Here is a 21808-nt window from a genome sequence, read left to right as displayed (position 1 = left end):
TCATTTTCCAAGCCGGAGCCTGCCCATCAGGTAGTGCTGCAGATAGCAGTCAACCGAACGAATAATTTCTGTATCCGGCAGGCTGTCAATTATCTTATTAATATAGCCTTTTCTGGCTGCCTCCGCCAGCGAGTAAGGAAAATTAAGATCGTAAAGCCACGAGAGGAGCAGCAGCTTCCTGTCATTCAGGGTTTTTACGTCATCATAGTAGCATTTTTTTTGCTGCAGCAGGTTCTCAACCAGGACCGTTGAACATTCCCCGGTGTCGGGAAGGTTCGGCCCCAGTACGGGCTTTAGCGCCTCACTCGGACTGGTTAAAAACTGCACGGTCATCTCCAGAATATCCAGTTTGTCCGCGTCCCTGATCAGGCGGGAAAACAACAACTCCCGGCCCTGCAGCGTCCCGGGCAGGTCGCAGGCGTTATGATGCTCAAGGGCCGTTCTGATGACGCATTGTTCCGGCCCCGGCAAGCCACGCAACGCCCCGACTCGATCCAGTTCCCGCAAGCCAAGCAGGGCATGGTCTTCTGAGCGCCTGTCGTTAAAAGTACGATACTGAGCATACTGTTTGAAGCGCCCGAGGTCATGCAGCAAAGCTACGGCTTCAGCCAAATTCAGGTCTTCTGCCGTCAGTTGCAAGCTGCGGCCGATCTGAACAATTTGCCGGCACACCCTTGAGGTATGCTCTTCCTTCAGCCGCACCCCTACCTGCAGTTCGGGATCATCACTGTAATAACCTCTCACGTAGCCGTCAAACCAGTCTCGTAAAACCTTTAAATGAACCTGGTCCAAAATTTGAACCTCCTGCTTATCTCCAAGATCCATTATGCATACAAACTATTCCTGGGAAGAGCAATGCATTTCCTGATAACTGGCATAATTATTATCACAAGCCCAAATAATCACTAATTTTGGAGGAATGTTAACCTTCCCGGGCTGTATTCCACTTACTTCCAGGATGTGGCTCAAGCCAACCGTCCCGAAGCTTCCGCCAGCATCTCGCGGATGGGCAGGTTGTAGGGACATCTCTCCTCGCACTCGCCGCAACCGACGCATTGGTCCGCGGTTGCTTTTAAACCATGGTAGCGCTCCCTGGCCCATTCTTGCAAATTATACCTGCGGTAATAGCCGTCCAGTAAAAACACCGACGGGATATCGATGCCCTGCCGGCAAGGCCGGCAGTACTCGCATCTCCTGCAAAAAGCAGTGCCCAGCCGGCCGGTCTCTTCATCCAGCACTCTTCTTTCCTGTGCTGAAAGAGGCAGCGGGTCAAGCCCGGCCTTGACATTCTCCTCCAACTGCTTTAGTGAATCCATACCCGGAATCACCGTGGAAACAGGATGCTCCAGCACAAAACGCAAGGCCAGGCCGGCATTGCTGAAAGCGCCCCCGGCCAGCGGCTTCATGATAATCACACCGGTTTCTGTTTGTCCGGACAGGTCCAGCAGTTCCCGTACGCCGTTCGATTCCACGGGGTTGAACGGAAACTGGACGGTTTCTATTTCAGGAATTCGCAGGATTTTCAACAAAAATTCCTTGATGTGTCCGGTTACACCTATATGTCCGATTAACCCTGCTTCTTTGGCTTGCTGCAAAGCATCCAAAGCGCCGCCGGGGCTCAAGACCTTTTCCAGAGCAGCTTTGTGCTTGATGTTATGCATCTGGTACAGGTCGATATAGTCCACTCCCATGGCTTTCAGGCTGGTCCGGATATCCGACGCCATGTCCCCAGCTGTCCGGGCCATAGATTTTGTGGCAATGATTGCTTCATTTCTACGCTTTCGCAAAACGGAGCCCAGCTTTGCTTCGCTGTCGGTATAGCCTCTGGCCGTATCAAAAAAATTTATCCCCAGATCCAAAGCCCTGTGAACTATTAAACCAGCTTCGGCAGCTGAGACCCGTTGAATAGGTATACCGCCAAACCCGATTACTGAAACCTGCAAACCCGTGCGACCCAATACCCTATACCTCATCATGTCCTCCCGTCATCAGCAGTCCCCCTGTTCCAGGCCTTCGAAAAAATAAGTTTTAAACCCGGCGCCGTTTAATATATTCTGTTTGTTTAATACAATTTCCTCCAAGATTTTTCACCATCACGGTTATACGGATAACCTGACCAAGGCCGGTAAAACAGATGAAGATTAAGATAAAGAAAAGCTATGAAATATTTTTCTTATCATAGCCTTTCTTTATGAAAAAACTCAGTATTTATCCAGCGCATATCAATCAGAACATTAACGCGTTGGACCTAAAAATATAAGTCTCTTGTACCTTCTTCTATTTTCTTTAATTCACTAATAGTCATCTGTTTAATCCTGGGATCCGGGATCATTTCTAAATGCTTTTGAATAGTCCTTTCCCCAATTTCTCTGGTTTCCGGACCGGCGTAGTCTATCAGATATTCTTTAAACGTCAGTATGGCGTTGGGCTGACAGACGTTTTGAATTTCCCCGCTTTTGGCCAGGGGCATAAACCGGTCTCCCGTTCTGCCTTTGCGATAACAGGCGGTGCAGTAACTTGGAATATAGCCGGATTCGCAAAGATGGCGGAGAATTTCATCGGGAGTCCGGGTGTCCTCCACCTCAAATTGAGGAGTGCTTTCTTCTTCCAGACTAATACCGTTTTTGATTTCCTCCAGCTTCTTCTTGTATCCGCCTATGCCGACGCAGGAAGCGGCGCTCATTTGGGATATGCCCAGGTCAATGACTTCGTCCCTGTAGCCGGGTTTTTCACGGGTAGAGATGATCAAGCCGGTATAAGGCACCGCCAGGCGGAAAACCGCCACTATTTTTTTGAACTGGTCATCGTTAACCAGATAGGGAAAGGCGCTTAAATCCACATCCTCCGCCGCTCGCAGGCGCGGGAAGGAAATGGTGTGAGGACCCACGCCAAACTTTTCTTCCAGGTGTAAAGCATGGAATATAAGAGCCACTACTTCAAACCGGTAGTCGTAAAGGCCAAAAAGCGCTCCCATCCCCACATCGTCGATGCCGCCTTCCATAGCCCTGTCCAATGCGGTGGTATGCCAGTCATAATCCCGTTTGGGACCGTAGGGATGCATTTTGGCATACGTTTCCCGGTGGTAGGTCTCCTGGAAAAGAATATACGTGCCAATACCGGCCGCTTTCAACTTTTGATAGTCTTCCACGGTAGTGGCGGCAATCTGGACGTTGATCCTCCGGATCGAACCGTTGTCCTTCATGGTATCATAAATTGTTTTCATCGCCTCTGTTACGTATTCAATAGGAGCATTTTTGGGATCTTCCCCCATATCCAGCATGACTCGCTTATGGCCCAGCTCTTCCATGGCCTCTATTTCTTCGCGGATTTCTTCCATGGACAATTTTTTGCGGACCGCGTCGCTGGTACTGTGAAAACCACAGTAAACACAGCCGTTCACACAGTAACTGCTCAAATATAGAGGCGCAAACATCACGATCCTTTTTCCATAAATCTTTTCTTTAATGTATAAAGCGGCGGCAAACATTTTTTGCAGCAACTCTGGATCTTCCAACTGGATTAAAGCCGCCACCTCACGGGGGGTTAGGCCTTTTGCCGCTTTTGCTTTTTCAATAATGGACTCCACTTCGCTATCAGGGATGGAAGCCGTTTCCTCCAACAGTTGATTGATTAAAAATTCGTTAATAAAGTCCGCACAATAGGTTTTTTCCATTTCATGCTCCTTTCTTTATTGTCCCGGACTGCAAAAAAAGTAAAACCTCCCGTATGGAAGGTTTAATTGACTAAATATATATCATATATCCACGTACCCCTGGGCTCAGAGCAACCTCTTCCCCCTCAGATAGTCAAACCTCCCTTCCAGCCAGGCGCACCCTACCAGTCAGGACATTTTATTTATTTAATTTTGCATCCTTACCCATATCATAATCCCTATTCTTGCACGCGTCAAATACTGATGCAAATATTTTTTAGGACTGTTGAAAAACCTAATACCCTATTTCCAGCTCTTCAGAAGCTTGACCAGGGTTATGGCCGCTTCACCCCTGGATACATGGTCCTGCGGCCGGAAATAACCCTCCCGCGGCTCAAGCAGACCCATAGCAACGGAGATGGCTGCGTGCCCCCGCAGGTGTTCGGGAATTTCAGCCGCATCCTGGAAATCCAGGACGTAAATATCACTCAGCCGGGCTACCCGGTACAGGCCGATGGCGTGGATGGACAACCTGGCCATGAAGATGCGGGTGACCGGAGCGTCGGGGTCGGGCTGCTCGCCTTTTTGGAGGATACCCAGCTGCACGGCTTGTTCGTAGTAGGGCTGGTACCAGGCCTCATTATTGCCCGTTGACAGCGGTCTTACTCCTCCTTCGGAATAGGTGCCGGCCTTAACCAGCATCGCAATCAGTTCAGCCTGGGTCACCGCATCGTTTGGCCTGAATAAGCCGCCGGCGGCGCTGATAATGCCCGCGTCGGCCAGCATTTCCACGGCCTCCCGGGCAGGACTGCCGGCCAGGTCGGTAAACCCGCTCCCTTCGGAAGGCGCTTCCACAGCTTCTCCTTCAGAATTCAGGGGTTGGCCTGAAAAGGCGTCGAGCATGGTGAAATTTTGGTTGTTCAGGTGGTAGGTCAGGTAGATTTCAGCCTTAACCGTGCTTCCCTTCCACCGCTCCTCCGGCCACAGGCCCAGGTAAGCCTCGGTCAGCGGCGCCTCCCGCAGAAAGACGCCGGCTGCGGCGTCAGCGTCCATAACGCCCTGGGGGTCCGGGAAGTCCACATCGTACCAGTTCATACGGAAACCGGTTATTTGCCCGGTCACTGCGTTCACATCCACGGTAAAGCCGTTGTCGGGAAACTGTATGCCGTCCCTGGCCACCCGGGACCAGATAAAAGTGTAAGCGCCGGGGAGTTGCTTTTTACTTACTAACGGTCCCATCACCGGTTGGGCGTCCCTTAAGACTACCTGTCCCCACTTCTCAGACTGCACCTCTTGAATAAAACTTTCAGCAGCATTGCGGGCGTCCGCCTCGCTGAATTGGGGTTCTGTTGTTCCAAGCCTGTCCCAGATATTGGATTCGTTCAAGTTGAAGGATACCAGTTCCCCGCCGGCGGCGTCCACGGAAATGTCCAGCCACTTCCGGTCCGGCTCGGTACCGGCCTCCCAACTAAAATGCCAGGTCTTTTTGTCCGTGAAAAGATAGTCCTGCTCAATCCTGCTGCTGCGCAAGGCGTATTCGCCCGGCACATTTACGGCCGCCTTGGCCTTGGCCAGCGCCGCATCCTGCGTCAGCAGGTTTTTGGCGCCTTCCACGGCGCTTACTTCCACCGGGTTCAGCTGATATTCCTCCCTCGCGGTACTGGGCATTTTCATCATCCCGGCGCCGCCGGCCGCGTCGTAAAGCCCGTAGTAACTCCCATTATCCAGGATTTTCCCGGTCAGGGCATCGATCAGAAGCTGTGATCTTTGGTCGGGCAAGCAGTAGACGAGCTTTACAGGAACCTCGCTGCCGCCTGGTATACGCGGCCGGAAGTAGTAAAGCTGGGGGCTTGCCTGGGTACGAAAGATCTGTTCGGCCGCCGGCTTGCTGATGCTCCCGCTTGGGTCGGGAAAGCTCGCGGCGTCGTCCCAGTTCAGGTTGAATCCGGTTACTTCGCCGGTGTCGCCGTTAACCGTGACGTTTATACTGTTTTCCAGGTAGGGGAAACCGTTTACCACGCGGGCAAAACGATAGCTGTATTCCACCTGGCTCCGCACCTGGGAAAGAAGCGGCGGGAAGTAATCCCGTCCGGGCTGCAGCCGGGTTTCTTTAAAACGTGACGGCTGTAATCTCTCCGCCAGGGCGGCCGCGATACCCTGGGCCTGCTCCCTGCTGTACGCGGGCAGCCCCTGGTAGCCGCTTCCGTCAAGCGAAGGATTCCACTGTGACATGCTCCAGATTTCCCCGGTTTGGGCGTTGACTCTTACATCAAAGTAACCTCCGGTCTTGGCGCTGCGGTTCCAGTGCAGTTCCCAAAAAGACCCTTGTTCCGACTGTTCGAACCCGTTCGTGAACTTGTCAAAGTCCGCCGGGACCTGGAAAGCGCCCCGGGCAATCTTGATCGCCTGCTCCAGGCTTACGGCAGCCTGCTGTCCCGCTTCCAGTGACTTGTCATTGTTGTCTGAAGCCTGGGCTGGGGCTGCAATTTTTTCCGGGGCATCCGCAGCCGCAGCTTGTGGCGGCCCAATGGCAACCTGCGTCACAAAGAAGCCAAGGGCCAGGACCAGCGCAAACAACCTTGACGCAACCAAATCTCGATATTTCATTTTTTCCTCCTCCCTTATGTACGGGCTGGTCATGAAATGCCGCTAGTTAACCAGCTAAGGCCCACCGCCTAAACACTACCTTACTACTTTGACGTCAATAAGCCTGCCCGGGTTTAACCCAACAGTCAAAAATTCATAGAAAACTGCCGGCCTATTAAAATTTTAAACATTTTACGTGCTGACGGCAATTATGATTTCAAATAAAGATTTACTTTATGGAAGTATTAAAATAAAATAAACTATTATAAAATAAAATACCGTTATCAATTGAACATGGATTATGGTCCATAATTATAGCCGAAAATTTTACCTACATAAATGGTACCGCAGGATTAGTCTCTTGTCCCAATTGATTGGGATAGGAGGTTTTTATTTTATGGTAATAACTAACCAGGGGGTACGGATCGTGTTCGAGAATAACCAAACATGTTATACACCACAGGAGGAGCTATTCACAAGGATAGAAAGACTCCAGGGGCATCTGCTTACAGCCGGTATGCAAGCAGCCCTGATTGTGCAAAATGCCGATTTGTTTTATTTCAGCGGAACCTGCCAGGATGCCCACCTTTTGATTCCCGCCCGGGGCGAACCGCTTTTGATGGTTAGAAAAAACTATGAAAGAGCGCTTGAAGAAAGCGCCCTGGACAAAATTATCGCTGTACAAAGCTACAAAGACATCGGCAGAAGCATTGCCGGAAGTTTAAAAAACAGAGGCGGGATCGGGCTGGAGCTTGACGTTTTGCCGGCCAACCTGTTCTTCCGTTACAAAAAGATGCTCGAACCGCTAGAAATCATTGATGTATCGGGGGCAATCCGGGAAATCAGGATGATCAAGAGCCCCTATGAAATTGAATGTATGAAAGAATGCATCCGCGTGACTTCTGAAATGTACAATGAGGTTCCAAATCTGATCAAAGAAGGCATGACCGAAATTGAACTATCCAGCAGGCTGGAACTGTTCATGCGGGTAAAAGGAAACCAGGGCAACCCTCGCTTGCGGGCATTTAACCAGGAGGCGCCCCCGCATGTCTTGTCGGGGCGAAACTCAGCCTACCCCAGTTTTTTCGACGGACCCACAGGCGGCGCCGGCCTTAGCCCTGCTTTCCCACAGGGACCGGGCTTTAAAACAATCGGCCGGAACGAACCCATCCTGGTTGATTTTAGCGCTGTTATCAATGGTTATGTGGTCGACCATACCAGAATTTTTTCCATCGGACCACTTTCTGACAAACTGGTCGAGGCGCACAACACCGCCCTGGAGATCAAGCGCAGGTTTATACAAGAAATGAAGCCCGGCGCCAACGGCAAGGATTTCTATGATATGGCGGTCAACATGGCTGAAAAGGCGGGGCTTTCCAGCCATTTCATGGGATCCGGCGTTCATTTCGTGGGACACGGCCTGGGATTGGAACTTGACGAACTGCCGGTCATAGCCAAAAATCACCATGTCACCTTACAGGCCGGCATGCTTTTGGCGCTGGAGCCAAAGTTCGTCTTTCCAGGGGAGGGGACGGTCGGTGTTGAAGACACGTTTGTTTTGACTGAAAGCGGCCTGGAGCAATTAAATACGCTTGACGACTCAATCAAGATACTGTGAGTCACTCCAATAAGATCCGAATATTGCATGCTGAGCCGTAATGGCCGTAAGGTATGGGTCAGAGATGAGGCTACGATCCTATCGGACGAAACAGGGCAGCCTTATATGATACAAGGCGTGCTCCTGGACATCACCGAGCGCAAACAGTTTGAAAATGAGATCGCCCGTCTGGACCGGCTAAACCTGATCGGGGAAATGGCTGCCGGAATCGGTCATGAAATCAGGAACCCGATGACAACCGTGCGCGGTTTCCTACAGTGGCTCTCGAACAAAAAAGAATGCACTAAATATAAGGAATACTACGACCTGATGATAGATGAATTAAACAGGGCAAATTCAATCATTTCAGAATATCTATCCCTGGCCAAAAATAGAACTATAAACCTAAAGAACCAGAATCTCAATGCCATATTGGAAACTATGTTCCCTTTAATCCAGGCGGACGCCATGGTCTCTGATAAATATGTCGTTCTGGATTTGGCCGGTATTCCGGACCTGCTTCTGGATGAGAAGGAAATCCGCCAGCTTATCCTTAACCTCATTCGTAATGGACTGGAAGCAATGCCGGCCGGCGGCGCCATAACAATTAGAACGTATCAAGAAGGCAATAAAGCAATTCTGTCTATACAAGATGAAGGTCCTGGAATTAATCCCGATGTAATTGAAAAGCTCGGCACCCCCTTCTTTTCAACTAAAGAACAAGGAGCTGGTCTGGGACTGGCTGTCTGTTACAGCATCGCCACCAGGCATGAGGCTGCCATTGATGTTCAGACAAGCCAAAATGGGACCACCTTTTTTGTTCAGTTTAAGACATCAAGATAGCTCCTCAAAATGAAATGCCATGGCTTCGGCTGACACCGTGTTACCCTTAAATCTTTTTCAGTATACTGCGAAACGGATCATATTCAACGCACTTGACCGGCTGCCTGGCAATGTGATGCAGACAAAGGTTGCACGAGGTGCATTTAGACGGCCTCTTGTCGGGGCTGCATAACAGCCTCTCCGGCAGGTCCGGTTCACATATTAATGGACGGCAAATTCCTATTAAATCCACCCCTTTTCCCAGGATCTCCTCCATTACCGGCAGGGAACGGATACCGCCGGTTAACGACAGGGCTGTCCTGGCCCCTGCCACAGCCTCTCGCATGGCTTCAACAGCCTGGAGAAAATAGGCTTCTTTTGCTCCCGCCTCCGCCTTGAGTTTTGCCCGCAGCTTTGACTGCTCTTTAATCCCCCCGCTCAGTTCGATCAAGTCCACGCCCGCATCTGCCAGCCGTTTGGCCACCTGTACATAATCTTTAATGGTATTGCCGCCTGCAAGATAATCATCGTGTTTAGTTTCCATAAGACAGGGAAGTCCGTACCTACCTGCCCGCGGACGGCAGAATAGACTTCGAGTGAAAACCGCATCCTGTTCTCCAGGCTGCCCCCCCATCGGTCATCACGGTTATTGGTGACGGGACTAAGAAACTCACTCAACAGGTAACCGTGCGCCCCGTGTACCGCAACAGCGTCAAAGCCGGCTTCTTTGACTCTACGCGCCGCCCGACCAAAGGCAGCTATCGTTTTTTGAATCTCATCTTCCTTTAAATCATTAAGCCTGTAGCCACCGTCCATCGCGCCATAAGAATAGCCGTAGCCTGCTGTGCCCTGGTGAAAAATCTGGACGGCGCACTTGCAGCCGTCTCCGTATGCGTGCACAACCTTAGCCAATTTCTTCAGGCCGGGGATAAATTTATCATCATAAACAGACATTTGATTTACAAAAGCCCTGCCCGAGGCTTCCACAGAAGCGGCGCCGGTCACTATGAGGCCCGTCCCTCCCCTTGCCAAATCATAATACAGTTTTAACAGCGCGTCAGCGACGTACCCCTCAATATCTGCCATGTTTTCCACAGTAGCCGAGCGTAAAAACCTGTTCTTGATTTCCATACTGTTAATTTTTAACGGTTTGCCAAGTAAACCCACTTTTTTGCCCCCTTCATGAAGCTGTTTGTGCAAACTGCCTGCGATTTTTAATTACATTTTATCCGAACAGCTATTTAAGGTCTATCTATATTATTTAAGCTTTAATGGACTGAAAAATTACCTATATAACCGTTGACATTAAACATGCTGTAGTATAAATTAACTCTGGAACCAATCAGTCGGTTTTAAAACTATTCAGTCAATGGGGTGGCGCACTTGATATCCCGACGGGAACGTGAAAAGGACTTCAAGAAGCAGCTTATTGTTGAGGCCGCTAACCGGCTTTTCTCAAACAGCTCTTTTGAAGCGGTAACTGTTGAAGATATCGCCAGGGCAGCTGAATTCGGTAAGGGTACTTTATACCAGTATTTTGGAAGCAAGGAAGAAATTTTTTCCTACACTTTGGAGACAGTTCTCAACAGGCTTTGCGCATACATAGAAAAGGAATGCCCGTCCGACCTCACTCCCCAGGCAGCATTGAATAATTTGATCACCCTGCATTACCGCTTTTATAAAAAATATGGCCACCTTTTCCCCTCTCTGCTTCGCATGAAGCTTGACGGCAGCTTGAATATCGGGTTGTATACTGAAATTGAAACACTAATAAAACGAAGAACAAGCCTCACGGCTCAAGTGTTCGAAAGGGGTATAAGAGATAAAGTTTTTATTGCAGCCGACAGTTACAAACTTGCCAGATTGTTAAATAAGCTTGTAATCGGATTAATTTTCGAAGGTCCTGAGATGAAAGCCACAGACGGCGATGCCGAAAAAGACCTGGAGTTAATCAAGCTGATTGTATCAAATGGAATAATCTTGAGGGGTGAGACAAATGGCAGAAACGCAAACAGTTAATACCGGTTCGAATATAAACAAAAAAGGATTTAAAAAAACAATTAGTCTCATCGTCCTGGTAATTGTAGTACTGGGGGCAGCCGCAACAGGGCTGTGGTGGTGGCGTGATCTCCAAACTTCAATCAGCACTGATGACGCCGCGGTAACCGGCGACATTATTGAAGTCAGCCCTAAAATAGCCGGACGTTTGGAAAAATTATATGTCTCAGAGGGAGAATATGTCCAGGCCGGCCAGAAAATAGCCACGCTGGATAACGCCCAGTACAGTATCGCCCTGGCTCAGGCAGAAGCGGGATTGAACCTAGCCAGGGTCAATCATGCCAAACTACCTGACGATATAACGTCGGCACAGGCTAACGTAGACAAAACCAGGGGGAGTTTAAACGCTGCCCAGGCCCAGGTTAAAACGGCAGAAATCGCCCTGGATGACGCCAAGCGCATACTTGGCATAAATGAAGCCATGTATGCCGGTGGCGCCATTTCCAAAGAAACAATTGACGCAAGCCGCAACAGCTACGAAAAAGCGGAGGCCAACCTGGAAAACGCCAGGGCCAACGTGCAAGCTGCCGAGGCGTCCTTACAGGAGAACCTGGCCAAATTAAATTCCATCAACAAAACCGGTGCAGACAGCTATAGCGCACAACTACAGCAAGCCCAGGCGCTTTATGACAATGCCAAACTTACTTATGACAACTCCTTCATTTACGCCCCCAAAAGCGGAACAGTCGTACGCATTCCTGTTCACGAGGGTGAGAACCTGACTTCGGGTCAAACCATTCTTTCTATAGTCGATTTTGATAAGACCCTAATAACAGCCAATGTTGAAGAGAAAAAATTCAGCCGGATTAACGTGGGCCAAAAAGTAGATATTAAAATTGACGCATATCCAGGTAAGTTTTTTAACGGTGAAGTGATCGAGGTAGGAGGAGCCACCCAGTCAACCTTTTCATTGCTGCCCACCCAGAATAGCTCCGGCAACTTCACCAAAGTAACACAACGGCTGCCTTTAAAAATCAATGTGGATAAAAAAGACCAGATCTTCAAACCCGGTATGTCGGCAGTTGTCAAAATTCATACTGCGACCTAGAGATATGGCCGCTACGCAGCGCCGGCGGCGGGTAACACTTATCGATGCAGGCTCGATTTCAATCGCACCCGGCGGCTGGCCCCGGACTTGTTGGACCTAATGTTACATTTGTGCGAATGAATTCGCACCTGCATTTAACTGGGTTGTAAGAGTAGCATTATCTGAGAATAGCCGTTCGCATATTTCCAGGATCGAGGATAACAGATGACGTCTTCAACAAGCGTAAATTTAGCTGATGCCGAGAGAGTGAACTGGTCAGTTATCATAGTGCTCATTATCGCTGCGTTCATGGCTATTCTGGACAGCAGCATAGTGAATGTGGCCCTGCCAAAAATGATGGCCGTCTTCGGCGTATCCACCAAAAAAGCCGAATGGATTTTAACAGGCTACATGCTGACCCTGGGCGTGGTCATGCCGTTGTCCGGTTACCTGGGAGACACCTTCGGTTATAAACGCATCTTTATTATGGCCCTGTCCCTGTTTATACTGGGTTCCGTTTTGTGCGGCATGTCCTGGAGTATTAACAGCATGGTCGCTGCCCGCGTTATTCAGGCGCTTGGCGGTGGTCTCCTGCAGCCCATTTCCATGGCTATGATCTTCAAAGATTGCCCCCGCTCCAAAATCGGCATGGTGCTCGGGGTCTGGGGCATTTCAGCGATGGCCGCGCCCGCCATTGGGCCCACCCTGGGCGGCTACCTGGTAGAATACGCCAACTGGCGTTTGATTTTTTATATCAACCTGCCCATCGGCATCATTAATCTCTTCCTGGCGGCAGCAAACCTTAAAGAAACAGCACTGGTCAGAGGTAAACATTTTGACCTCCTGGGAGTTATTTTCTCAACGGTCGGTTTTCTGTGCCTGCTGATGGCTTTGAGCGAGGGCGCCGGTGAAGGTTGGACGTCACCCTATATTGTAACACTTTTGACCATCGCTATAACCAGTCTGGTGGCCCTGGCCATCAACGAACTTCGCCATCCTGAGCCCATTCTCGATTTGCGGCTGTTTAAAAATTTTCTCTTTGCTCTCTCCAACATAATCGGAGCAATACTTGCCATCGGATTGTTCGGGGCAATTTTCCTGATGCCAATCTTGATCCAGAACGTACTCGGTCAAACAGCCATGAAATCCGGTCTGCTCACTTTTCCGGCCGCCGTCGCTTCAGGCCTGATGATGCCGGTCAGCGGCAAAATCTTTGATAAGTATGGAGCCAGAGGCATCGTGATCATAGGGCTGGTCATTACCACCTGGACTACCTACATAATGAGCGGGTTTAACCTGATTACCCCATTTGCCGCCATCACCTTTTGGATGGCCATCCGCGGCGCGGGAATGGGTCTGTGCATGATGCCTGTAACTACCGTCGGCATGAATACAGTACCGCCTCACCTGGTGGGTAAGGCATCCGCATTGAGCAATGTGGTCCGGCAGGTCTCCGCGTCCTTCGGCATCGCCATACTTACCACCATAATGCAGAAACGGGAAGTATTCCACTTTGCCAACCTGGCTCAATCAGTAAATATGAACGGCAACGAGGCTTATGCTTTGCAGACCGCTTTGCAGGACATGGCTATCCACCAGGGACTTAGCTATGGTACCGCGCAAGGTGTCGGCCTGGGTTTAGTAGCACAAAGAGTCACGCTGCTTTCCATGGTTAACGCCATAGGCGACTGCTTTATTGTAGCGGCAGGGATGTGTCTGCTCGCACTTATACTCTGTTTTTGGCTAAAGGACAAGAAAAAACCGGTGGGACCTGCTGCAAGTTCCCCGGCTATAAAGGCGCCGGATGCAAAACCAGCTTTAAAAACACAATAGCCCCTACACTAATATCTCTTTTTCGCAGCGCCCTGTGCTTTCAATGTTCTTACTGTCAGGATAATCCCGGTTGTGGTCAAAAAAATCAATCCAATTGCCGCTATATCCAGAAGGATAGAAAGGTTTGCATTGTTTACTTTTCCGGAATGCAGCGCTTTAATGAAACCCATTATATTATTTTGCCCGCTGTAATTTTTCGCGCCTCCACCTTGGGCCGCCTCTCCTTCAGCAGCTCCTTTGTATTCCGGCGCCTCTCTTCCATGAGCCGCTCCACCTGCTCCTGTTCTGTCCACTTGCGCCCACTGTTCCGTGGACGGCATATTGGAGCCGATAAGCCACGGTTCAACCATAATGAGTCCTGTGACAGCCTCAATCAGTATTAATAAAGAAGTCAACAAACCAATCCATAAATGCAGCTGACGGCATTTTTTCATCACGAATCCCCCTGGGTATTTTTTGAAACACCTTTCAAACACACCTCTTGTATTATCTAATATCTATTACCATTTAGGGACTCGAGCAAACCTTATCGGCCTCCAGAAAAATGTTTAAAACCTACTTAAAAAAACCTCCTTCCCGGCAACCCGCGCGACCTGTTTTTTCGCCGGTAAAGACTGCTGGGGTCTAAATCTTCTAAGAGGTTTATTATCGCTTTCCCACAAATCAAATAAATCGATAAAACACCTGTCCAACACTAAAGCCAGGGCCAGGCCTGAGATTTCTTCTGTTTTAACACCCTTTTTCTGCGAATTAAACAACTGCAGTTCCTCCCTTGCCCCATAACATTATTAGGATTCATTGTAGCCTTCCTTTCTTAATAATTCGTGAAGATTTCATGAAAGTTAGCTGAATTTTTTTTGGTGAATAAGCGCACAAAAAAGAAGCCACCTGTTTTGTCAAGTGACTTCCTGGTAACTCTGTTTGTTTATCAATAAAGTGACTACAGCCTTGTTTTCATAGAAAGAGCGACCCTGCCTCTTTCCATTTCTACCGACAGCACGTATACCTTGACCACATCCCCCACTGAAACCAGGTCCATCGGGTGTCGCACACGGGTGTCGGACATTTCCGAAACGTGGACCAAACCGTCGTTTTTGATCCCAATATCCACGAAGGCGCCAAAATCAACAACATTACGGACAGTGCCGGTGAGTTCCATGCCCGGCTTTAAATCTTCGATGCCAAGCACGTCCGTACGGAACACAGGTACCGGCAGTTCCTCCCTGGGATCCCGGCCCGGGCGGGCCAAACAGTCTACGATATCCTTAAGAGTCGGGACACCGGCGTCAAGCTGCGCCGCGATTTCCTCAACATCCATTCCGGCAATTTTTGATCTGATGCTGGAGCGGCCTATTTCATCCACCCCGGAACCGATCTGGCCGAGGAGACGGTAGGTCAGGTCGTATGACTCCGGATGTATTGGTGTTGCGTCCAGCGGGTTGTCTCCGTTGTTAATACGCAAAAACCCCACGCACTGCTCAAGTGTTTTGGGACCAAGCCTGGGCACTTTGGATAACTCCTTGCGGCGCTTAAAACCACCAATCTCATCACGGTAATGCACGATATTCTCGGCAACGGTCGTTTTGATTCCGGCAACATAGCTCAAAAGCTGTGCAGAAGCTGTGTTAAGGTCAACACCCACATAGTTAACGACTGATTCCACCACCTCTGCAAGCTTTTCATCAAGGTGTTTGGGCGGCAAATCATGCTGGTACTGCCCGACACCTACTGCACGGGGCTCAATTTTGACCAGCTCGGCCAAGGGATCCTGAATGCGGCGGGCAATGGATACCGCGCCGCGTTCTGAAACATCGAGGCCGGGAAATTCTTTTTTGGCCAGTTTGGAGGCTGAATAAACGCTGGCGCCGGCCTCGCTTACAATAGTATAAGACAGGCCGGGATTGTCGCAAGACTTGATAAAATCTGCGACAAACACCTCTGTTTCCCTGGAAGCGGTGCCATTGCCTATGACAATTGCATTAATTCCATACTTTTCTACCAGAGCGGTTAAGACATCTTCGGACTCTTTAATTTTTTTCCACGGAGCAGTAGGATAAATGACGCCGGCCTCTAAAAATTTCCCCGTTTTGTCTATGACAGACCACTTGCAGCCGGTACGATAGCCCGGGTCTAACCCTAGGACCACCTTGCCGCGGACCGGCGGCTGGAGCAGCAAGCTGCGCAGGTTCTTTGAGAAAACCCTGATGGCCTGGGCCTGTGCTTTATCAGTTAATTCATTCCGGATATCCCGCTCAACAGCAGGAGCAATGAGTCTTTTGTACCCGTCCTTAATAGCTTTTGACACGTACGCAGAGGTTGTTGAACCCTCTTTTAAAAATTTACGCTTAAGCCATTGGAGTACAGGACTTTCATCCACCTCAATGGAGACACTCAGTACTTCTTCTTTCTCACCCCTGTTAATAGCCAGCACCCGGTGCGGAGGTATCCTGTTCACTGGCTCTTTGTAATCGTAATAATCCCGGTAAGTTTTGTCTTCTTCCGTCTTGCGCCCGCTGGTGACGAGGAGCCCTCCCCGCCTGGTATGTTCACGCACCCAGCCGCGCACATCGGCGTCCTCGGCCACACTCTCGGCAACGATGTCCATAGCTCCCTGCAGGGCTTCTTCAACTGTGGGAACTGATTCAGATATATAGGCATAAGCCTCTTCCTCCGGGCTTTCCGACCTGGGGAAGGACAAAAGAAAATTAGCTAAAGGTTCGAGCCCGTGCTCTCTGGCAACGCCGGCCCTGGTTTTGCGCTTGGGCTTGTAGGGCAGGTACAGGTCTTCCAATTTTGAGAGTTTGGTGCAGTTAATGATTTTAGCCTGCAGCTCTTCAGTAAGTTTCCCCTGTTCGTCAATCAGGCGGATTATCTCTTCCTTGCGCTGTTCAAGACTGGTGTAGTACCTGTGCTGTTCATCAATGTTGCGGATCTGTTCTTCGTCGAGCTCTCCTGTCTGCTCTTTGCGGTAACGGGCAATGAAAGGGATTGTGTTATCGGCCAAAAGCTTGACCGTTTGCTCGACCTTATGCCGAGGAATACCTGTTTCTTTGGCTACGATAGCAATAATATCTACCTGTTTTATCAAAACGCATCCCCTTTTTCTATCATTTCTCAAGTCGTAAATTGAACCGGTTCCTTATAGTATGAATGATTTAACGGAAAGAAAAAAGGCTCTTGCCGATTTTTATCATAACTTATGGGGGACTATTTTACTTTCGCGATGGCAGGCCACAGCCGTTATGCTTACAGAATCCAATTCCAGTGGTGATTATATAACCCCCATATTTTGTTAACAAGAGTTCTTGTTTTGCATATACTAAAAATCATCAAATCAACGTTATCATTCTAATGCCGGCATCCCCTGAAAAATGTGGATGTGACTAACTTACACAAATGTTATATTCGTCCCCGCAAATCCGCACGTTGTGCGAATGCAATCGAACCCGCATCGCCCAGATTTCATCATCTACTATGCCACTTGTGGCACGGATACTATACTGATAATGCGAGGCAGCCGACATGGTCGCAGTAAATTGGCATAGGACAACAATCAAATGGGTTTTGGCTGTATTTGCTCCGGGCCTTGTTGGTTTAGCCCCTTTTTTCAGAGGGTTGATTTTCGAGCGGGAAATGAGCGTCCATCATTACCTTGCAGCTGTGGTCTCAATGCTGGTGCTTATACTGCTCCCATGCAGGCTCTTCAATAAGTGTCCTGGACCGGCATGCAGCGGCCTGAAGCCGGAAAGCGCCGATGGTACTGCTAACAAAAGGTATCAGTTACTGTTGCGACAGCTGGCAACATCTCCGTTTTTTTTGGCGTTGGCTGCGCTGACAATTTTATATGGACTATCCTTTTTTCAGGCCATTAACGCCCGGGAAGCCCTTTTTACCTGGTTAAGACATCTAGATTACCTGTTATGTTTTGTACTTGTTTTTTTAGCAACCGGAATATGGGAAAAGGGCAGGCCGCAAGCTGCCTTTGGGCGTTGGTCTTTAACGGTTTTTGCATGTTCAGGAACAATTGTTGCCGCCGGGGGCATCCTGACCGGCCAGGGTATTGTATCGATTCAAGGCGGGATTATTTTCGGCCGTCTGTGCTCTACTTTTCTTTACCCAAACTCCATGGCAGCCTACCTCATGGCCACAGTATTGATGGTTATCCACCTGGCGACGCAAAACACCCGGCCTTTAAAAGCCGGGGTTTTGGCCGGGATGGGTTTTCTGACTTTTCTGGCTATCATCGGCAGCCAGAGTCGGGGAATTTGGACCATGCTGCCGCTCATCCTGGTTTTATTGCTCTTGGGGCAAACGGCCAGAAAAAAAATGATATTATTAACAGCAGGACTTCTCGGGCTAGCCGTCATCCTGAGCAGCTTCACTGTGGCCCCGCAGGTGCAGGAGATACAGCCCAACTGGTGTGCCTTCCTTTGGACCCTGGCAGGCTGTTTAATCTCTGGAACCACTTGGGCAGCCTGTGCAGTGCGACAGCAAAAAAAGCCTTATAGTAAAAAAGTTATATCAATGATCGCGGCGTCTTGCCTCATTCTAATTGTCGCAGCGGGAGCCGCACTGATAAACCATCGTCCACCTGACGCTCTTGCCCCGGCGTCAACCGGCAAAACCTTAACAAGCAGGATCACGGACACCGGTATGGTAGAAAACAGCTTCCAGGCTCGTCTGGTGTATTATGCTGACGCCCTGCGAATGGTTAAAGCTCGTCCCCTGTTGGGCTGGGGAGGAGGCGGTTGGAAGAGCGGCTACCCTGCCTACCAGTCTTATAACTACACTTCCACAACGGTACACAACCATTTTTTACAGGTCTGGGTAGAGACAGGTACTATCGGCCTGATGATGTTTATCATACCTTTCCTGTTTTTATTCCGCAGCTTTTGGCATCTTTACAGTATTCGTACAACTTATGCCCTGGCGCCGGAAACCTGGACCGCAGGCACGGCTGCTTTAGCCCTTGGCATGCATGCTGTGATTGATTTTGACCTTTCCTTCGGCAGTATCGCCTTGCTCTTTTGGGCTTTATTGGCGCTGTTTGCCTACCGGGAAGTGGCTGAACACATCGCATCAGCTCCATATTTGTCTGGATCTAACCGAACCTCAACGAGAATGAATTCGCATTTACATTCAACCAGTGCAGCAACAGCCAAAAAGAATTTTTATGGTAGAAATGGTTACACAGGATTAGATACACCAGGGCTGACCTTGTTATTGCTCTTATTCCTCAGTTTGGCCTCAATTTGCCTGGCAGCAGGTACTTTCACTCTACGGGCTGCGGTAGCAAAAGCTCAGGCGTATACCTTGGCCGTCCAAAAGGGTGATGAGAAAACGGCTCTGGAGTACATCCGGGCGGCCAGCCGGTGGGACCGGTGGTCAGCCCAATACCCAAGCGCGCAGGCATACTTATTAATAGCAGAGATCGGGCACGAGCCGGATCAGCAAGCCAAAAGGGCTTTGGCTCTTGCGAGCCTCGACCTGGTTCGACGGGCTGTGCAGTTGGACAGCTACAACCCGGAGCATCGCTTTTTGCTGGCCCGGTTATATCTTGCCAACGGCCAGTTGGAAGAAACCCTGTCAGAGGCCGCTCAAGCCAAGACGCTACAGCCGTGGTTAATAAATACCTACGAAGAAATTGCCAGTATCTATGTAAACGTAGCCGTGCAGCAATTCCTGCGTGGTCAAAAGGAAACTGCCGGCATTACTCTCCGCCAGGCGCTGGCAATTACCCATGAAGCCATTACCAAACAAGACACTTTACCACCACGGCTGATTAGCTTGTGGGAAAGCGAATCAGCTCTCAGCCTTACCCCGGCCTTAGCCCTGCCCGCTGGTCAGTCGGCATTACTCCTTGGAGATTATAACCAGGCCAGGGGTTTTCTTACCCTCGCCTGCCAGGCGGAAGATCAAAAAGCACAAGCTGTCGCACAACTGTGGCTGGGCATAGCCATGCAAAAGTCTGGTGACTTATCCGGAGCAACCCTGCAGGAAAAAGCCCGACGGACCTACCCTGAGCTAGAGAGTGAATATGCTGTCATCAAAATTCTGATGGGATTGTAAGACATAATAGGATTTTAAGGCCCATTTATCCAATGTAAAGAGGCCTTCTTTTTTTTGCTGTAATTTACCATACCGCTGTCACCAATGAAAGTACCATTCATACTATGTATCAACCGCTATATTCCAATTATTGTTTTTAGCGGTATATATTTGAAAGGAGGGTTATTATGAATATTACTAATGCAGCTAAACTAAGAAAAGTAAGCCTGATTATGGCGCTGCTCTTTGTGTTAGCGCTGTCTGTAGGACTATGTACGGCATCTGCGGCAGAAAATCAATCTTATGACATCGTAGCAAGACACTTGAATCCTAACGGCACGATCAACCTTGAAAAAGGATTGGACGAACCCATCCTCCCCACAGCCCCGAGCCTAACTCCCGCCTACTCCATCACCGGGACGATTTTAGGAGAAAGCAGTGAGGAAATTAAAGCCATTCAAGCAAAGCTTGTCAGTCTCGGTTATGATACGGGCGGTATTGACGGGATTTATGGACCAAAAACTGTAAATGCAGTGAGGCTTTTTCAACAAAGCCACAATTTAATAGTAGACGGCATTGCTGGTCCGCAAACGAAAGCAGCGCTGGGAATTTACAATTAATTGAGTATTAGCTTAACATATCAACCACTTTGTAACAAAGTAAAAACGAAAAGGTATAAAAGGCGACGTATACAAAACCAGGTGGTAAAAAGATAAAAGAGGAGCATGTTTGGAATGCACCTCTTTTTATCTTTTATTATATAGTTGATTCCACGATCATGCTGCTAAAGGCAATAGAGACAGCCGACTCCAACGACCCTGCCAGGATCAAGGACGGCCTGTATCGTCAGCGAGGCTAAAATATACAATGGCCCTTTTTTCATTTCCATAATATCCCCTATCAAAATTGAATCCAAAAATAAGTGCTGAATATTTCAGACATATATGTTCAAAATTTTTACATAGAAATCCTCTATAGCATAAATTCTAATATTTTATACACAGAGATAATATGATAAACAAATTCAATTGAATGCCGCAGCCTCCCCAAATTGCTCTGTTTATCCAGGGAAGGCGGTTCAAGCAGACCTTCCTTAACCTGGTACAGTTTGTACATGTGTTTGTAAAAATAATGTTATAATGTTAATAAAAAAATACACAAGTGGATTGGGCTCTAATAGCCAAACTGGATAAAAATCAGCTTTGGGACTGGGATTTACATACGGGAAGTGATACTGCTTTGAAGCGGAGGATTGTCTTTGTTCTTGACGGTTTTTATGTATTTTTCTGTCGCTGCTTTTGTTCTGGGCTCTATCAAACGATTCCGTGAGCTCGTTGGCATACCTCTGCCGATGCGCTGGGAACTTTACCCGGTTCCAGGCGAGCCGGCTAAAAAAAGGCGCTATGGCGGCTCTTACCTTGAAGAAGCGGAGTGGTGGAATAAGTCAAGGCGTGTCAGCTATGCGGGGATACTCCTGGAAATGTTGAAAGAAATTCTGCTGATGAAAAGTTTATTTATAAACCAGCGTTTTCACTGGTTATTCAGTTATCCCATGCATGCCGGGATCTTTTTACTCTTTATTTATTCCTTGCTGCTGTTAACCGGCGCTCTTACTAAGCTGGCCTGGCTTCCTGCCGCACCGGTCAAAAGCCCGGTCAGCGCATGGACCGTCCTTATCTATTACGCTTCATCCTTCTGTGGCGCGGCAGGAATTGCGCTGGTAACCACCGGTTCGGCCTTTCTGTTGTTAAGAAGGGTTTTAAACATCACCTTGCGTACATATACCAGAGCTCAGGAATACTTTAACCTGCTCTTTATTTTTGCAACTGCTGCGTCCGGTTTGTTGGCTTGGTACAAAGAGCCTTTTTGGGAAGGAGGGCGGGATGTCATGATCGCCTTGCTTTCCTTTGCACCTGTTCAGGCCGGTCCGGTAATGGCTCTACACCTTATACTGCTGGGCGCCCTGCTTATGTATATCCCCTGGACTACAATGAACCATTACGTTGCTAAGTTTTTTATTTACCATAGAGTCCTGTGGGACAACGAACCAAATTTAAGGGGCTCCAGGACGGAGGAAGCAGTCCAAGAGCTCCTGTCATACCGTCCAAAGGATACCTGGTCGGCGCCTCATGCTAATAAAGACATTGACCAGGCATAACTGCCACATGAATTTTAAAGATAAAAT

At 49.0% G+C, this 21808-nt stretch carries 17 protein-coding genes; 8 read left to right on the top strand and 9 right to left on the bottom strand.

Annotated features, from left to right (window positions below):
* The 4 genes from Psfp_RS08170 to Psfp_RS08155 form a co-directional block, all read right to left on the bottom strand.
* Complete coding sequence (locus Psfp_RS08170; RefSeq protein WP_134218051.1) at positions 1-792, bottom strand: HD domain-containing protein; 792 nt, start codon at positions 790-792, stop codon at positions 1-3.
* 173 nt (positions 793-965) lie between these two features.
* Positions 966-1976, bottom strand: coding sequence for an aldo/keto reductase (locus Psfp_RS08165; RefSeq protein WP_348981121.1), 1011 nt, complete (start codon positions 1974-1976; stop codon positions 966-968).
* A gap of 272 nt (positions 1977-2248) precedes the next feature.
* Positions 2249-3673, bottom strand: a complete 1425-nt coding sequence (hydG, locus tag Psfp_RS08160; RefSeq protein ID WP_134218050.1) for a [FeFe] hydrogenase H-cluster radical SAM maturase HydG — start codon at positions 3671-3673, stop codon at positions 2249-2251.
* A 282-nt stretch (positions 3674-3955) separates the two neighbouring features.
* Entirely contained in the window at positions 3956-6259 is a 2304-nt protein-coding gene (locus tag Psfp_RS08155) for an S-layer homology domain-containing protein (protein WP_192895327.1), read from the bottom strand.
* A gap of 376 nt (positions 6260-6635) precedes the next feature.
* Here Psfp_RS08155 and Psfp_RS08150 point away from each other — a divergent pair, with 376 nt between their 5' ends.
* Positions 6636-7856, top strand: a complete 1221-nt coding sequence (locus Psfp_RS08150; RefSeq protein ID WP_134218048.1) for a Xaa-Pro peptidase family protein — start codon at positions 6636-6638, stop codon at positions 7854-7856.
* 9 nt (positions 7857-7865) lie between these two features.
* Positions 7866-8678, top strand: coding sequence for an ATP-binding protein (locus Psfp_RS08145; RefSeq protein WP_348981122.1), 813 nt, complete (start codon positions 7866-7868; stop codon positions 8676-8678).
* 46 nt (positions 8679-8724) lie between these two features.
* On the opposite strand, the gene Psfp_RS08140 is transcribed toward Psfp_RS08145, so the two are convergent.
* Positions 8725-9141, bottom strand: a complete 417-nt coding sequence (locus tag Psfp_RS08140) for a hypothetical protein (RefSeq protein WP_134218046.1) — start codon at positions 9139-9141, stop codon at positions 8725-8727.
* Positions 9105-9824 (bottom strand): NADH:flavin oxidoreductase, encoded by a 720-nt coding sequence (locus Psfp_RS08135; RefSeq protein WP_134218045.1) that lies wholly within the window; start codon positions 9822-9824, stop codon positions 9105-9107. Before Psfp_RS08135 ends, Psfp_RS08140 begins: the two co-directional genes overlap by 37 nt.
* A gap of 216 nt (positions 9825-10040) precedes the next feature.
* Here Psfp_RS08135 and Psfp_RS08130 point away from each other — a divergent pair, with 216 nt between their 5' ends.
* The 3 genes from Psfp_RS08130 (at position 10041) to Psfp_RS08120 (ending at position 13575) form a co-directional block, all read left to right on the top strand.
* Entirely contained in the window at positions 10041-10676 is a 636-nt protein-coding gene (locus tag Psfp_RS08130; protein ID WP_192895326.1) for a TetR/AcrR family transcriptional regulator, read from the top strand.
* The gene (locus Psfp_RS08125) at positions 10654-11763 is read left to right on the top strand and encodes an HlyD family secretion protein (protein ID WP_134218043.1); all 1110 of its coding nucleotides are present in this window, start codon (positions 10654-10656) and stop codon (positions 11761-11763) included. The genes Psfp_RS08130 and Psfp_RS08125 overlap by 23 nt, the downstream gene beginning before the upstream one ends.
* Positions 11764-11967: 204 nt before the next feature.
* Positions 11968-13575, top strand: a complete 1608-nt coding sequence (locus Psfp_RS08120) for a DHA2 family efflux MFS transporter permease subunit (protein ID WP_134218042.1) — start codon at positions 11968-11970, stop codon at positions 13573-13575.
* Between the two features lie 8 nt (positions 13576-13583).
* Here Psfp_RS08120 and Psfp_RS08115 read toward each other — a convergent pair whose 3' ends face one another.
* The 3 genes from Psfp_RS08115 to Psfp_RS08105 form a co-directional block, all read right to left on the bottom strand.
* Positions 13584-14051, bottom strand: coding sequence for a PepSY-associated TM helix domain-containing protein (locus Psfp_RS08115; RefSeq protein WP_282434331.1), 468 nt, complete (start codon positions 14049-14051; stop codon positions 13584-13586).
* 72 nt (positions 14052-14123) lie between these two features.
* Complete coding sequence (locus Psfp_RS08110) at positions 14124-14333, bottom strand: hypothetical protein (RefSeq protein WP_134218040.1); 210 nt, start codon at positions 14331-14333, stop codon at positions 14124-14126.
* Between the two features lie 182 nt (positions 14334-14515).
* Positions 14516-16663, bottom strand: coding sequence for a Tex family protein (locus Psfp_RS08105; RefSeq protein WP_243120535.1), 2148 nt, complete (start codon positions 16661-16663; stop codon positions 14516-14518).
* Between the two features lie 476 nt (positions 16664-17139).
* On the opposite strand from Psfp_RS08105, the gene Psfp_RS08100 reads away from it, so the two are divergent.
* The 3 genes from Psfp_RS08100 (at position 17140) to Psfp_RS08090 (ending at position 21781) form a co-directional block, all read left to right on the top strand.
* Positions 17140-19644 (top strand): O-antigen ligase family protein, encoded by a 2505-nt coding sequence (locus tag Psfp_RS08100; protein WP_192895325.1) that lies wholly within the window; start codon positions 17140-17142, stop codon positions 19642-19644.
* Positions 19645-19811: 167 nt separating this feature from the next.
* Positions 19812-20243, top strand: a complete 432-nt coding sequence (locus Psfp_RS22480) for a peptidoglycan-binding domain-containing protein (RefSeq protein ID WP_134218038.1) — start codon at positions 19812-19814, stop codon at positions 20241-20243.
* A 638-nt stretch (positions 20244-20881) separates the two neighbouring features.
* A complete protein-coding gene (locus Psfp_RS08090; protein ID WP_134218037.1) occupies positions 20882-21781 on the top strand; it encodes a nitrate reductase gamma subunit in 900 nt (299 codons plus the stop codon).
* The last annotated feature ends 27 nt before the right edge of the window (positions 21782-21808 follow it).

This window comes from Pelotomaculum sp. FP (assembly GCF_004369245.1).
GTDB lineage: Bacteria > Bacillota > Desulfotomaculia > Desulfotomaculales > Pelotomaculaceae > Pelotomaculum_C > Pelotomaculum_C schinkii.
This window is presented reverse-complemented; position numbering and strand designations above follow the sequence as displayed.